Origin of the sequence: Archangium violaceum, from assembly GCF_016887565.1 — a bacterium.
Classification (GTDB): domain Bacteria; phylum Myxococcota; class Myxococcia; order Myxococcales; family Myxococcaceae; genus Archangium; species Archangium violaceum_B.
Window position 1 is genome coordinate 9,009,511 of the sequence record NZ_CP069396.1, and the last position, 14,962, is coordinate 9,024,472.

General features: G+C 68.7%; 10 protein-coding genes. 5 read left to right on the plus strand and 5 right to left on the minus strand.

Annotation, left to right across the window (positions count from 1 at the left end; all coding sequences use genetic code 11):
- The first annotated feature begins 118 nt into the window (after positions 1 to 118).
- Positions 119 to 2,638, plus strand: coding sequence for an ATP-binding cassette domain-containing protein (locus tag JRI60_RS35845; RefSeq protein ID WP_239469905.1), 2,520 nt, complete (start codon positions 119 to 121; stop codon positions 2,636 to 2,638).
- 155 nt (positions 2,639 to 2,793) lie between these two features.
- The gene (locus JRI60_RS35850; protein ID WP_204220420.1) at positions 2,794 to 3,708 is read left to right on the plus strand and encodes a hypothetical protein; all 915 of its coding nucleotides are present in this window, start codon (positions 2,794 to 2,796) and stop codon (positions 3,706 to 3,708) included.
- Between the two features lie 437 nt (positions 3,709 to 4,145).
- Here JRI60_RS35850 and JRI60_RS35855 read toward each other — a convergent pair whose 3' ends face one another.
- Positions 4,146 to 4,520, minus strand: coding sequence for a hypothetical protein (locus tag JRI60_RS35855; RefSeq protein ID WP_204220421.1), 375 nt, complete (start codon positions 4,518 to 4,520; stop codon positions 4,146 to 4,148).
- A 207-nt stretch (positions 4,521 to 4,727) separates the two neighbouring features.
- Between JRI60_RS35855 and JRI60_RS35860 the strand changes: the two genes are divergently transcribed.
- Complete coding sequence (locus tag JRI60_RS35860) at positions 4,728 to 5,102, plus strand: VOC family protein (protein WP_239469907.1); 375 nt, start codon at positions 4,728 to 4,730, stop codon at positions 5,100 to 5,102.
- A gap of 44 nt (positions 5,103 to 5,146) precedes the next feature.
- Here JRI60_RS35860 and JRI60_RS35865 read toward each other — a convergent pair whose 3' ends face one another.
- Positions 5,147 to 5,812 (minus strand): O-methyltransferase, encoded by a 666-nt coding sequence (locus tag JRI60_RS35865; RefSeq protein WP_204220423.1) that lies wholly within the window; start codon positions 5,810 to 5,812, stop codon positions 5,147 to 5,149.
- A 95-nt stretch (positions 5,813 to 5,907) separates the two neighbouring features.
- Between JRI60_RS35865 and JRI60_RS35870 the strand changes: the two genes are divergently transcribed.
- Positions 5,908 to 6,576, plus strand: coding sequence for a TetR family transcriptional regulator (locus tag JRI60_RS35870; protein WP_239469909.1), 669 nt, complete (start codon positions 5,908 to 5,910; stop codon positions 6,574 to 6,576).
- Between the two features lie 74 nt (positions 6,577 to 6,650).
- Here JRI60_RS35870 and JRI60_RS35875 read toward each other — a convergent pair whose 3' ends face one another.
- The 3 genes from JRI60_RS35875 to JRI60_RS35885 form a co-directional block, all read right to left on the minus strand.
- Complete coding sequence (locus JRI60_RS35875) at positions 6,651 to 8,927, minus strand: membrane dipeptidase (protein ID WP_204220424.1); 2,277 nt, start codon at positions 8,925 to 8,927, stop codon at positions 6,651 to 6,653.
- A gap of 20 nt (positions 8,928 to 8,947) precedes the next feature.
- Positions 8,948 to 13,525, minus strand: coding sequence for a kelch repeat-containing protein (locus JRI60_RS35880; RefSeq protein ID WP_204220425.1), 4,578 nt, complete (start codon positions 13,523 to 13,525; stop codon positions 8,948 to 8,950).
- Between the two features lie 116 nt (positions 13,526 to 13,641).
- Positions 13,642 to 13,839, minus strand: a complete 198-nt coding sequence (locus JRI60_RS35885) for a hypothetical protein (RefSeq protein ID WP_204229492.1) — start codon at positions 13,837 to 13,839, stop codon at positions 13,642 to 13,644.
- Between the two features lies 1 nt (position 13,840).
- Between JRI60_RS35885 and JRI60_RS35890 the strand changes: the two genes are divergently transcribed.
- Positions 13,841 to 14,926, plus strand: coding sequence for a hypothetical protein (locus JRI60_RS35890; protein ID WP_204220426.1), 1,086 nt, complete (start codon positions 13,841 to 13,843; stop codon positions 14,924 to 14,926).
- The last annotated feature ends 36 nt before the right edge of the window (positions 14,927 to 14,962 follow it).

Here is a 14,962-nt window from a genome sequence, read left to right on the forward strand (position 1 = left end):
AGACTTGACCCTGAAGCGACCGTAGCTGAGCCACGCTTCAGGAGTAGAATCTGCTCGACCCCGTGGGTGACCGAGACGCCCGCGGGGCTCTCTTCCCAAACCGTCGATACTCGATGACATGAGCGTGAACATGGCCTCCTCCAGCCAGCACCCCGCAGACAACCACGACCTGATCCGCGTCCAGGGCGCTCGCGAGAACAACCTGAAGGACGTCACCGTCGAGATCCCCAAGCGGCGTCTGACCGTGTTCACCGGCGTCTCGGGCTCGGGCAAGTCGTCGCTGGTGTTCGCCACCATCGCGGCGGAGTCGCAGCGGCTGATCAACGAGACCTACAGCGCGTTCGTGCAGGGATTCATGCCGACGCTGGCCCGGCCCGAAGTCGACGTACTGGAAGGGCTGACGACCGCGATCATCGTCGACCAGGAGCGAATGGGCGCCAACTCCCGCTCGACGGTCGGCACCGCGACCGACGCCAACGCGATGCTGCGGGTGCTGTTCAGCCGCCTCGGCAAGCCGCACATCGGCTCGTCCAACGCCTTCTCCTTCAACGTCCCGTCGGTCCGCGGGGTCGGGCAGCTCTCGGTCGAGAAAGGAACCGGCAAGTCCGAGAAGCGCGTCTTCACCGTCACCGGCGGCATGTGTCCGCGATGCGAGGGCATGGGCTCGGTCACCGACATCGACCTGTCCCAGCTGTACGACGACAGCAAGTCGCTCAACGAGGGGGCGCTCACGATCCCCGGCTACACGGCCGATGGCTGGCAGGTGCGCATCTTCTCGGACTCGGGCTTCCTCGACCCGGACAAGCCGATCCGCAACTACACCAAGCAGGAGCGCCACGACTTCCTCCACAAGGAGCCGACCAAGGTGAAGGTCGGGAACCTGAACCTCACCTACGAGGGGCTGATCCCGCGGATCCAGAAGTCGTTCCTGTCCAAGGACGTCGACGCGCTGCAGCCACACATCCGAGCGTTCGTGGAGCGCGCGGTCACCTTCACCGCCTGTCCCGAGTGCGGCGGCACCCGGCTCAACGAGGCCGCCCGGTCCTCCAAGATCAAGGGGATCAACATCGCCGAAGCCTGCGCGATGCAGATCAACGACCTGGCCGAGTGGGTGCGCGGTCTGGACGAGCCGTCCGTCGCGCCGCTGCTGGCGACGCTACGGCACACGCTCGACTCGTTCGTGGAGATCGGACTGGGCTACCTCAGCCTCGACCGGCCGTCCGGCACGCTGTCGGGCGGTGAGGCGCAGCGCACCAAGATGATCCGCCACCTCGGGTCGTCGCTCACCGACGTGACCTACGTCTTCGACGAGCCGACGATCGGGCTGCACCCCCACGACATCCAGCGGATGAACGACCTGCTGCTGCGGCTGCGCGACAAGGGCAACACCGTCCTCGTGGTCGAGCACAAGCCGGAGACGATCGCGATCGCCGACCACGTCGTCGACCTCGGCCCCGGCGCCGGCACCGCCGGAGGCGAGGTGGTCTTCGAGGGCACCGTCGAGGGGCTGCGGGCCAGCGGCACGCTCACCGGGCGTCACCTGAACGACCGGGCCGCCCTGAAGCCGTCGGTGCGGACGCCGTCGGGTGTGATGAAGGTGCGCGGCGCCCGCACTCACAACCTGAAGGGCGTCGACGTCGACATCCCGCTCGGCGTGCTGGTGGTGGTGACCGGCGTGGCTGGGTCGGGCAAGAGCTCACTGATCCACGGCTCGGTGTGTGGCCGGGACGGGGTGGTGTCGGTCGACCAGACGCCGATCCATGGCTCGCGGCGGAGCAACCCGGCAACGTACACCGGCCTGCTGGAGCCGATCCGCAAGGCGTTCGCGAAGGCCAACGGCGTGAAACCCGCCCTGTTCAGCGCCAACTCCGAGGGCGCCTGTCCGACCTGCAACGGCGCCGGGGTGATCTACACCGACCTGGCGATGATGGCCGGCGTCACCACGATCTGCGAGGAGTGCGAGGGCCGGCGGTTCCAGGCGTCGGTGCTGGACTACCGGCTCGGCAAGCTCAACATCGCCGAGGTGCTCGACCTGCCGGTCGAAGACGCGGTCGGCTTCTTCGGCGCCGGCAAGGCGCATACGCCGGCCGCGCACGCGATCCTGCAGCGCATGGCCGACGTGGGGCTCGGCTACCTGCGGCTCGGCCAACCGCTCACCACGTTGTCGGGTGGCGAACGGCAGCGGCTCAAGCTCGCGACGCACATGGGTGAAGACGGCGGCGTCTACGTGCTCGACGAGCCGACCACCGGGCTGCACCTGGCCGACCTCGAACAGCTGCTCGGGCTGCTGGACCGGCTGGTCGACTCCGGCAAGTCGGTCATCGTGATCGAGCACCACCAGGCGGTGATGGCGCACGCCGACTGGATCATCGACCTCGGACCGGGCGCGGGCCACGACGGAGGGCGGATCGTGTTCGAAGGCACCCCGGCCAACCTGGTGGCGGCGGGGTCGACGCTGACCGGCGAGCACCTGGCGGCATTCGTCGGCAGCGGTCCGAAGGCTGTCCCATCTCGCTCCCGGCAACCCGCGGCCCGAGGTAGCGCCGCCGCCGCCGTCCACGTCGAAGCCGACGACGCCGCCCGCGCCAATCGTGATGAAGACGCGGACCGACGCGGCGCCCGCCGTCGACGTCAATGAGCTTCGAGGGTTCACGACGCCTTCTCGCGGCACGAAGACGCCGTCCGGTACCCGTGAACCTCCCCGCCAGCACCATCAGCCCGAGCACACCGGCGGCCAGCGAGCGGTCGGGAGGCAAAAGGAAGTGGTGTACCATGGCGCGCTGGAGGTGTCCGGTGCCACGACACACGCACGCAATCGGAGCCGTGATGGGGGTGTTCTTCTTCCTCGCAGGCAGCCTCGCGGAAGCCGAGCCGGCGAAGAAGGAAGCGCCACGCGTCGAGGGCGAGCTCCTCATCTGGTCCGGAGGGAAGACCCGGGCCGAGGCCGAGCGCCAGCAACAGGCGCTGAAGGCCTATCAGGAGGCGCTCGAGCCCGTCCTCCCGCTGACCTCCGAGGTACTGGAGAGCGCCAGGGTTCCGGGACTGAAGCCCGGCTTCTTCATCGTGGCCCTGGGCGTCTGTCCGAAGGAGAAGGTGGCGGACCCCATGGGCGTCCTCAAGGCCGTCTCCCCGGAGGTCTACACCCGGAGCGTGAAGTACCAGCCAGACGAGGCGACGCCGGCACTCGGGTGCCCCGAGCTGGAGTCCGTCGCCACCGACGGCGCCGATGAGCCGGTCCGCTGGAGCCTGCACCGGGCCGAGCGCCTGGAGCAGGGCGGGAACACGTTCATCGGACTGGCCTTCACCTACCGCTGGTCGGAGCAGGGAGACTTCGCGCGCGACTACTTCTCTTCCAAGGTCCTCTACCTGTTGGTGGGCAAGAAAGGGCGGCTGGTGGACTCCAAGGTCCACGACGGCCCGAGTGACGCCACCACCCTCAAGTCCTTCTCGGCCGAGGGCAACCGCCTCGTCTCCCAGTTGGAGTACGGAGACCCTCCGTGCAACCCCCGTGATGATGTCTTCAAGGGCTGGAGGACCCGGGTCAAGGCCTCCGTCGTGAAGGGCCACATCGAGGTCTCGGTGGACGAGCCCACGCTCGTCAAGGAGGGGTCCTGTGGCTACGCGCAGGAGGAACGGATGGTGACGGGCCAGGACGCTCAGGACGCCGCACAGCAGCGGGACTCCGAGGACTCCCAGCAGGAGGAGTGATCCACGCCCCGGGTGCGTGCGGGCCCGGTGGCGCTGACGCGGCCCTCAGCGAGTTGACACGTCAACCGGAGGAGCTGACGTGTCAACTGACCCGCTGACACAACCCAAGTCGAAGGACGCAAGTTCCCCCAAGCAAGTTCGGAGGAGGCGAACGAGGCGCCCCAGGCAGCGGCCAGCAAGGCGCCGCGACACCCATCAACGCAGCCGTCGGCACGGTACGCCAAGAAGACGGCCGACGACGCCAAGGCCAACAAGACGGACGACGTGAAGGCCGACTGCAAAGCGTGCCACGACGCCTACAAGAGTGCCTATATCAACAACGTGACTCTCCGGAACAAGCCGCTCCCGTAAGCGTTGGTGCGGCTGAGCAAGGAGAACCGCCAGCTGCAGAGTCATCGCCTGGGGCGGCGCCTTGAAGCCCCTGCGCCAGGGCTGAATCACCGCCGCTCGGGCGGGGGGACGAACACGCCGAACACGCGCGTCTCCTCGCCGGCCTCGGCATCCTGCTCCTCGGTCGCCACCATCCCCCACAAGCGGACGGTCTGGGTGGGTGCCTGGCCCCGCCGTGCGTCCCCGAAGGCGGCGGCGGCCAGACACACGCCCTTGGAGTTGGAGGGTGTCTCCGGAACACAGCTGTCGCTGGTGGCCAGCGCCTTCACCCACCCGGCCCGGTGGGCAGCGCCGGGCGCCTCCTTCACGGCCAGGGGTCTCTGGGTCGTCTCGGTCGCCTCGGACTGCTTCCTCTTCGTGCATCCCGCGGCGCCCAGGACCACCGCACAGCTCACCGCCATTCCCGTCAGAAACAGCCTCACGTCACGCCCCTCCGTTCGCGTTCGCTCGAAGAGTCCTGCCACAAGCCCCCCGGTGCGCTCCAGGTTGAACGCCGAGGCGCGCTGCCAGGTTCACAGCCGTCTGTATGCTAGGGTCGGCGGAGAACGCCACGTCGCGCGCTTCTCTCCTCCGAGGTCTCGATGCGTCCATCCAGTCGACTCACGGTCAGGCCTCAGCCGCTGATTGCGGTGAAGGACGTGAAGGCCAGCAGCGCGTGGTACCAGACGCTGCTGCAGCTGCACGGGGGCGATCCGAACCATCCCCACCGGCTCATCTATGACCGCCTGATGAGTGGAGAGACCCTCGTCCTCCAACTGCATCGTTGGGATGCCGAGGAGCACCCCAATTTGATGGGCGCCGATCGGGCACCGCACGGCCATGGCGTCCTTCTTTGGTTCGAGGTCGACGACTTCGATGCCGCCGTCGAACGCGTGAGACGTCTGGGCGCGCGGGTGATTGAAGAGCCGCACGTCAACCCCGCTCCGCAACACCGGGAGATCTGGCTCGAGGACCTGGACGGCTATGTCATCGTTCTCGCCAGTCCTGATGGCGAGGCGAGCTGAACGCCTCGAGTCCCAACCCGCGCGACGCAGGCCGACCGAGGCGCTCAACCGATCCGCATCGACAGCTCCACATCGCTGGCGAACGGCACCGACAGATAGCCCTGCTGGGGCGAGCGGACGCGCTCCAGATACTCCGGGCACCAATCCGCATTGTCGGCGAGGATCAAGGCGCCTGGGCGCAGCCGACCTTCGACGAGAGACAGGATGGCCGGATAGAGCCCCTTGGCGCCGTCGAGCAGCAACAGATCGATCTGCTCGGGCAAGCCTTGGGCGAGCGTCTGGAGCGCGTCGCCCTCGCGAATCTCCACGAGGTCCGCGAGCCCGCCCGCCGCGATGTTCTCTCGCGCGCGGACGATCTTCGACGGCTCGAATTCACTCGTGATCAATCGGCCGCCGCCATTGTCGCGGAGCGCCGCCGCCAGGTGCAGGGTCGAGATGCCGAACGAGGTGCCGAACTCGACGATCGTCCGCGCGCGGCAGGTACGCGCCAGCATGTAGAGCAGCGTGCCGGTTTCGCGAGAGACGGCGAGCGCCTCGTCCTTCATCGTCGAGTAGAGCTCGAGGTAGTCGGTCTTGCTCGCCATCAGCCGGGCACGCTCTTGCTCCGGCATCTGGGCGAAGGTCGACATGAGCGCGGCCGACGACTGGTCGGCTTGCGCGAACAGACGATCGAGCAGGGGGGCGAGTGGTGCGGCGGAAAGTGTGGTCATCGGATGTCCTGGTCAGGTTGAAAGCGCGTCCTTGCGCCTGACCAGGAAATACGATTAATCATTCGCATTTCCTATTCGCGTTCCCGAGGCTCTTCGTGACGAATCGTCCAACCCCATGTATTTCCTCGCGAAAACAGCCCAGGCAGGCCCGTTCCGCGCAGCTCGTCGCCGACATTCTCGCCGCCGCTGCTCAGGTTCTGGCGCGTGACGGCGCGCACCGCTTCACCACCGCACGCGTCGCCGAGAAGGCTGGAATCAGCGTTGGATCGCTCTACCAATACTTCCCGAACAAGGCGGCGATCCTCTTTCGTCTGCAGGCCGAGGAGTGGCGGCAGAATGGCGAGCTGCTGCGCGGCATCCTCGAGGATTCGACCAGGCCCCCACTCGAGCGCCTTCGCGAGGTCGTGCACGCCTTCATTCGTTCCGAATGCGCGGAGGCCGAGATGCGGATCGCGCTCAACGACGCGGCGCCGCTCTATCGCGACGCACCCGAGGCCAAGGAGTCGCGCGTGTCCGGCACGCGCGCTGTGCAGAACTTCATGCGCGAGGCGCTCCCAACAGCCTCGGAGAAGCAGCGCGCACTCGCGGGCGATGTGATCATGATGTCGCTCAATGCCGTGGGAAAGCGGATCTCCGAGCAGGAGCGCACCGAACAGGAGGTCGACGCCTATGCCGGGGCGATGGCCGACATGTTCGGTGCCTATCTCAGCCAGCTCGAAGGCTCGGCCGCCGGGCCGGGTTGCCGAGGAGTCAGTTCACCTTGACGGAGATGGGCGCGGACGTGGTGACGTTGCCCGCCGCGTCATGGGCCCGCGTCGTGACAGTGCATTCCACCCGCTCAGGGCACGGTGGCTCCAATGGCCTCGGCGCGCTCCCAGACCTGGAGGTAGCCCTCGGCGGAGTTCATCAGCGGATCCAGATCCTGGCTGCGCAGACCCTGGCGACGGAGATCCGAGATGAAGTCCGGCATCATGCCCGCGTGGGCCACTCCATCCTCGTTGATGTCGAACACCTTGTTGCCCACCACGCTGCGCTCCAGCTTCGTGACGCTGTTCTCCACGGCGATGCTCAGCGGGTAGCTCGTGCGGGCCACCTGCGCGGCGGAGCTGCCGCCGTGGCACGCCTCAGCGCCAAAGCGGGGGCTCGGCAGGCCCGCGAAGCCGTTGAAGTCCGAGCCGAAGCCCACCGGCATCCCGTTCAGCTGCTTCGTCAGATAGAGGTACGCCTGGGCCCAGCTCTGCGAGGTGCTGCCGCACTGGTGCTCCACCACCGGCTGACCCGCGCCGCGCCAGGTGGGGATCTCGTCGCGATTGCCCTGGTCCAGGATGAGCGACACCATGCCGCCCACGTTGCGGATGCGCTGGAGCTGCTCCGCCTTGAGGCTGCCCTCGTGGCGCTTGTTGCCGCGGGCCGTATCGAACAGCGTGGTGTGGCCGCTCACCACCGGGTAGCCGTAGGGCTCCACCATCCCCAGGGTGTCATCGAAGGCCAGCTTCGACATGTGGTCGATGTCGATCAGCATCTTCCGGCGCATCATTCCGCGCACCAGCGTGCGGCCCAGCGTCGTGAGCCCCTGCGCGCCGCAGATGGGATCCCTGGCGATGTCTCGCTTGTAGACGTAGCCCTCCTGCTTGCAGTCGCGAGAGTCTCCCTCGGTCGTGATGCTGGTGAGCGCCGAGCCCGCGAAGGCGTTCTGCTTGAAGTGGACCGGGAAGAGGTGGCGCAGGCCCATGGCCTGGTAATGGTCCAGCCGCTCCTCCACATACGCGCTCGTGCACGAGCTGTTGCGGCGGCAGTCGAAGAGGTAGTCCACTTCGGCGCCCAACACCACCGCCAGCTTGCCCTGGGCGATGACGGTGCGGGCCTCCGCGGGAGTCTTCACGATGCGGAACCAGCCACGCCCCGCGCCGCCCGCCTTGTTGTCGAGGTAGCTCTGCATGGCGTAGGCCTCGGCGATCTGGAGCTCCACCGCCTCCATGTCCTCTCCCGTGCGGCCCGGCGCCTTGGTGGCGTAGATGGGGAAGCCGAAGATGTCCTGGTTGTTGACGGCCAGCATCACGAGCAGCCGCAGGCCGCCCTGGACGGAGCGGTAGAGCCAATCCTCATACATGGACTGGTGCGTGTAGCTGTTCCAGCGGGGCCAGCCGTCGTACTGCGGATAGCCGCCCACCCGATGGCCCGAACCGCCCGTGCCGTAGCCGAGGGTCGCCATGATGCTGCCGAAGAAGTCCCGAGTGCCCCCCGGCCCATGGACAGTGTCACACCACGGCAGGGTGGAGCTGAGGGGACCGTAGGCCTTGCCGTAGAAGGCCTGGCCGCCGAAAGCGAGGTTGGCGAACGGGTGCGCATGGAGATCCGCGAAGCCCTTGGCGGGCGCCTTGCAGGTGCAGGTGACGCCGGTGTCGCCTTGATCGGCGGCGACGTCGGTGCAGGCCAGGCAGCTGCCCGTATGAGGGCCACTGGTGACGAGCCCCCTCACACACGTGCCGCGCTGGCCCCAGTTGGCGTCACGGTTGGCGCAGAAGGCTTCACAGCTCACCGAGCCGGTGTTCCCGGGCTTGGTGAAGGTGCCCGCCGGGAGGGAGGAGTTGCACTCCGTCACCGGGTTGCAGGTGGTGTCATTCACCTCGAACTCGCCCCACATGCCGGAGGTGTCCTTGTTCACGCAGCGGGTCGGGCGCAGGAAGGTGTAGCCGGCCACGGTGGCGCCGGTGGCCTGGCACGCGCTCTCCCAGGAGGTGTTGGGAGGGATGTTCAGCAACTGCGCCGAGTGCTGGCGCCGGCCCGAGTCCGTGCACCGATCCTGCTTGAAGGTGCTCCAGTTGGGATTGCACGAGGTGTCGGGCACGTCGAACTGGCCCCACATGTTGGTGCTGGTCCGCACGCAGCGATTCGGCCGTGCGTACCAGCGCCCATCAATGGTGGCGCCCGTATTCGCGCAGGTGGTTTCCCACGAGGTCCCCGAGGGGATGCCCCAGAGGACGGAGGACTTCTGACGCTGGCCGAGGCCCGTGCAGGCGTCCGACTGGAAGGTTCCCCAATAAGGAGCGGCGAGTGCTGGTGAGGCGCAACACAGCACCCACCCCATCAAGGCAAAGCGAATCATTTTCATCATGGCGTGGTGACTCCGGGGAATCAATTCGTGATGATGAACTCCACGCGGCGGTTCTCGCTTCGGCCTTCCGGTGTGTCGTTCGATACGACGGGACGCGACGGACCGTAGCCCCGGGCCTCGAGGCGAGAGCCCGCGATGCCACGCTGGATGAGATAGGCCCGCACCCCATTCGCACGCTCCTGGCTCAGTGTGCGATTGAGCTGTTCCTTTCCCGAGTTGTCCGTATGGCCCTCGATGCGGAGCGAGACACCAGGCCGCGATTTCAGCAGCTCGGCGATCTCATCCAGAATGCGCGTGCCGTCCCCCTGAATCTCGGCGAGGCCCACCGCGAAGACGATCTTGCGGCCTGCCAGGGAGAGCCGCTCCTCCTTCACCGGAGGCGAGACAGGCTCGGGGCACCCCTGCAGGCTCGGCACTCCCACCTCCAGCGGACAGCGGTCCGCCTTGTTGGGCACGGAGTCCCCGTCGTCATCGGAGTCGGGGGCACTGCTCGGGCGTGTGATTCCGCCCGCACTGGCGGAGGTCCTCGGGCGGAGGGGGAGAGCCCAGGCGATTCCCACCCCCGCCCGCCACGAGGGCGTCCCTGGGATGTCGGTGAAGCCACGCCCGGCGAGCGCGCTCACCTCGAAGCCATGTCCGATGGGCAGCCGCACCCCTCCGAGCAGCTCCACCGCCACGTCTGGGTGCACCAGCGACTCCGCCACCTGCAGGGCCAGCTCACCGCGAAGACCGCTCCCCCGGGTGGCCACCACCAGCGCCTGCTCCAGCTCGGTGCCCACGTCGCGACCCGGCTCGACCTCCTTCGACCTCACCCGCGCACCCACGCTGGCCCCCAGCACAAACATTCCCACCTCGCGCCCCAGTGAGACGCGGGGCCAGAACTGGAACCCGGCCCAGTGCTCCTGGCGTCCGAACGCACTCGCCCGTCCCCCCGGCAGCCCCACGTCGAGCCCCACCGCGAGGGACACCGGCGCCCCTTCCTCGCGCCGGAGCAGCGCGTAGCGTCCTCCCACCTCCGGCGTCCCCAGCCCCCAGGACGAAGGTTTGGAGACACCGATCAGCATCTCCGCGCCATGGCCCCCCTGGAAAATGATGACCGGCAGCCGGGCGGACAGCTCCAGGCGCTCCATCGGAGACCACGCCCCCATGAGCCAGGCCGACGTCCGGTAGTGCAAGAGGGAGCGGTCGTACCCATCACTGCCCCGCAGCACCAGGATGCCGCGCTCGTAGTGGGTCAGGAGGCCGAGGCGATAGCCGCCCACGGGAAGCAGTCGTCCGGAGTCCACCAGCAGCGAGTCCGTCGCGGCGGCGCTGAGGCGCAGGCGCTCCACGTCGAACGCGACCAGGGGGCTGGAGGGCGTCTGCCCCGAGGCGCTGGTGGCGGCCAGGGCCGCGACGAGCACACAGGTCCGTGCCAGTTCACGGCGCCGGCGGCCCGCCCAAACGGCAAGGACCGACAGCACGACCAGCGCCGCGTCCGCGCCTCCACCGGCGGCCTGACAGCCGCCGCCGGCAATCGACACCACCCGGGCTTGAACGGTCACGGTGAACGAGCACATCGCCTGATTGCCCGCCGCATCCTCCGCTGTCGCGGTGACCGTCGTCTTCCCCGTCGGCAGGGTGCTCCCCGACGGCTGCGAGTACGTCACCGGGGGATTCGCGGTGATGGCGTCGGTCGCGGTGGCGGGGGGATACGTCACCGGCGCCCCCGCAGGCTCCGTCACCTCCACCACCAGGTCCGCCGGGCAGGTGATGTCCGGAGGCGTCTGGTCGACCACTGCGAGCGTCGCGGTGGCGACGTTGCTGTCCAGGCCGCAGTCCCGTGCCTGGAAGGTGAAGCTGTCCGGCCCCAGGTAGCCCGGCTCGGGCGTGTACGTGACGGAGGGGGGCGTACCGCTCAGCGTCCCATGGGCCGGAGGGGTGACGATGACGAAGGTCAACGAAGGATCCATCTCGGCATCCGTCGCCACCAGCGACAGCTCCACGGGCTCGCCGTACGGCGTGGAGACCGTCAGGTCCTCCGCCACCGGCGCGGTGTTCTCCACCACCGTCACCATCCGCCCGCCGCCTCTCGCGTTGGCGAAGACGGAGAGCGTATGGGCGCCTGGCGTCGCGCTGGCGGGAATGGACACCGTCACGCCGGTGGCGGACATCTCGGTGCCCGGCAACGTCCAGAGTCGGCGCCCCTCGGCCGCCTGCAACCGCACCAGCGGGAAGCTCGTCGCGGAGTCCTTGTGGTCTCCCGTGCTGGCTCCGGAGATGCCCCGGAACAGCGTGCCTGTGATGCGTGCGGAACAGGCGCGCATCACCACGTCGGGCCCCGTCACCACCGGACGCCAGGCCGGCTGCGCCCCGGTGTCTTCGTACAGCTCGGCGCTCGCCAGCCATACGCCCGCGGCGCCCTGCCCTCCCAGCGCGAGCACCTCGTTCGAGGGCAGGACGACGGCGTCGAAGCGCACCCGCTGGGCAACGAGACCCGACGCGGGTTTCCAGGTATGGGTCGCGCTGTCGTACAGCTCCGCGGTGGCGAGCACCGTGCCCCCCGGTCCCTGACCGCCCATGACCAGCACCCGGCCGGAGGGCAACAGCGCGGCCGAATGGAATGCGCGCGGACTGGCCAGTGTCCCCGCCGGGGCCCAGGTGTTGGAGACCGGGTCATACACCTCCGCCGACGCCAGCTCCGCCGCGAGCGAGCTCCCCGCCACCGCCAGCACCCGGCCCGACGGCAGCAGCGTCAGGGTGAAGGAGGACCGTGCCTGCGAGAGGCCCGCGGCGGGGGCCCACGTGTTGGAGGCCGGGTCATACAGCTCCGCGGAGGCCAGCGGCGCGCCCCCGTTCTCGCCACCCGCCACCAGGACCCGGCCGTCGTGCAGCAGCACTGCCGCGTGACGCGAGCGGGGCGTGGCGGCCGAGCCGGCGGAGCTCCACGCGTTGGCGGCCGGGTCATACAGCTCCGCCGCCCCCGTGCCCGCGCCGCCCACCACGAGCACCCGGCCCGAGCCCAGCACCGTCGCGGTGTGCCCATCCCTGGCGGCAGACATCGAGCCCGCGGGCGTCCAGGCATCCGCCAAGGGGTCGTACCGCTCCGCCGAGGCCAGCGGCCCCCCACCATTCCCACCTCCGACGGCGAGCACCTGGCCAGACGGCAACAGGCTCAGCGTGGCGCGCTCGCGCGCGGTGGCCAGGGAGGCGGCGGGAGCCCAGGTGTTGCTCGCGCGCGTGTAGCGCTCCGCTGTCCCGAGTACGCCACTCGCGCCCCGGCCCCCCGCGGCCAGCACCTGTCCCGACGGCAGCAGCACGGCGGCGGAGCCCCGGCCCTGCGCGAGATTGCCGGCCGGAGCCCAGCGGTCGCTGGAGGCCTCATAGAGCTCCACGTTCGCATAGAAGGTCAGGCTCGGGTTCGAGCTGTAGCCTCCCATGATCAGCACCTGACCCGTCGTCAGCAGGGTGGCGGTGGCATTCTCGCGAGCCACCGCCATCGTACTGGCGGCGGCCCAGGTTCCCGTCGCCGGGTCATACAGCTCCGACACGGCCTGCGCGTTGCGTGCCCCGTCCGAGCCACCCTGGACCAGGACCTTGCCATTGGGCAGCAGGGTGGCCGTGTGCCCGTTTCGCGGATGGAGGAGCGCACCGGTGGCGGTCCACGTGTTGGCCACCGGGTCATAGAGCTCCGCGTGGGTGGTGATCCCCGCGCTCGTGAAGCCTCCTGCCAGGAGGACACGACCATCGGGGAGCAGCGTCGCGCTCGCATAGTGCCGGGGAACCAGGGGAGGCGCCGCCAGCGACCAGGTCCCGGCGGAGGGGTCATAAAGCTCCGCGACGGGCACTTCGCGCGTGACGTTGTTGACGCCGCTGGCCACCAGCACCCGGCCGTCCCTCAGCAAGGTGGCGGTGTGAGCCCGGTGGACGACGGACATGGAGCCGGTGGCGGTGAAAGTATTCGTCTCGGCGTCATAGAGCTCCGCCGTGTTCAGGTTGGAGCCTCCCGCGACGAGCACCTGCCCCGAGGACAGGAGGGTGACGGTGGACAGGCTGCGAGTCGCGGACATCGCCCCCGTGGCGGACCAGGTGTTCGTCGCGGCGTCATGGATGCTTGCCGACCGGCTGCCGTCCGTCACGACGAACGCCCTTCCCGTGGGAAGCAGGACGCTCGACATGATGTTTCCCAAGATGCCTGGGCTTCCGGCGAAGGCCCAGGTGCCGGTCTCCGGATCGAAACGCTCGGCGGAAGCCACGAACCCGGTCCGGTTGACGCCGCCCGCCACCAGGACATCGCCGTCGGGCAGGAGCAGGGAGGTGTGCTGCGCCCTCGCACTCGCCATGCTGGCCGTCGACGACCAGCCCGGGGCCACCACCAGCGGCGCGGTGAGCCCCTCGAGGGAGACCTCGGTGGCGAGGCCCACGCGGGGCCCCTCTGCCTCGGCGAGGTTGGCTCCAGGGGACGCCGTCACGTCGGCGGCGAGCTCGGGGAAGTATGCCCACGCCAGGGCGACTGCCTCCGCCGAGGATGGCAGGGTGCCCTTCTGCTCGCATGCGAGGACGAAGACACCGCAGAGCATCACGAGAACGAGGCGTCCCGAGACCCAACCTGTCTGCATTCACCCTCCAGGCCCAGGCCTGCGCCATGGGCTGACGCGCCGAGGGGCGCGCCCGGCGCGGAAGTCCTCCGCGTGTGACTCGGCGTGTATCACGCCCACGGGTCAATCGGCTCGGGTCAATAGCAGTTCTGCTCCACGCCGCCCTCGCGCCGCACCGTCACCTGGCGTATGCGTATAGGCGAGATAGAGGCCATGTTGAGGGTGAGGGCTGGAGCGGAGGGGCCGAGGAGCGCCGCTGACGGGGGCCGCCCGAGCAGTGCGCCAGGCTGGTGGAGAAACCACGCGGGCGTGTGGTCGCGTAAGATGGCAGGCACCATGCTCTCCATTCGCTCTACCACTCTCTCCTGCCTCGTCGTGCTCGGCTTCGTCGCTGCTTGCGGCGATAATTCCACTCCCAGCCCCGTCGACCCACCCGACGCCTCTACACCGGTGCTGTGCAACAGCGTCGGCGTCGAGCTGTGCGGCGACTCCTGCGTGAACACCGTGAGCGACCCGAAGCACTGCGGTGGTTGCGACAAGGCGTGCGCGACCGGAGCGGCTTGTGAGGGCGGCGCCTGTGTCGCGATCTGTCAGATCGACGGCAAGCAGGTCGCCGTCGGGGCGGTGAACGCGGCGAATTCGTGCGAACAGTGCACGCCGGCGACGTCCGCGACCGCGTGGACGCAACGCGCTGACGGGACGTCGTGCAACCCGGGACAGGTCTGCTCGGCCGGCGTGTGCACTCCGAAGTGCTTCATCGACGGCGTGGTCTACGCCGCGGGTGCGCCGAACCCGGGGAACGCCTGCGAGACGTGCGTGCCAGCGACGTCGACGACGCGGTGGACGGCTCGCGCGAGCGTTCCGCTGCTGGTCGGCGGTGACGACATCACGGCGCAAGGCTGGACGACGGCCTCGCAGACGCCGAACACGCTCACGTACGGCGCGGACTACGTTCGCCTCGCGACGTCGACAAACAGCGGCGCGCGAACGAGCGGGCAGCTGCTCATCATGCGGGCGAACTCGCTCGACGCAACGAAGCCGTTCACGCTCCGCGTGACGATGCAGGTCGAGTCGGTGAACACCCACAACCAGTTAGACAGCGGAGCAGCCATCCTGGGGAGCATCACACCTCCGGCCGGACAGAGCGTGGATCGCTCGCAGATGATCTACCTCGACAGCGCGGCGATCGGCTGGGCGGACGACACTCAGTCCGCGGCGTTCCCGGTGACCGACGGCGCGTATCATGTCTACGATCTCTCGGTGGACGCAGCGAAGGTGGCGACAGTGAGCATCGATGGCGTCGCGAAGCTCACGCGGAACAACTTCACGGCGAACGGCACCATCGCCATCGGCGACCAGACGAACGACCCGAACGTCGACGGAGCAGTGCGGATCAAATCGGTCGAGCGGCTCTGTCCCTAGCAAGACAGGAAGCAGTGGGCCCTGCCTGTCGGGCGG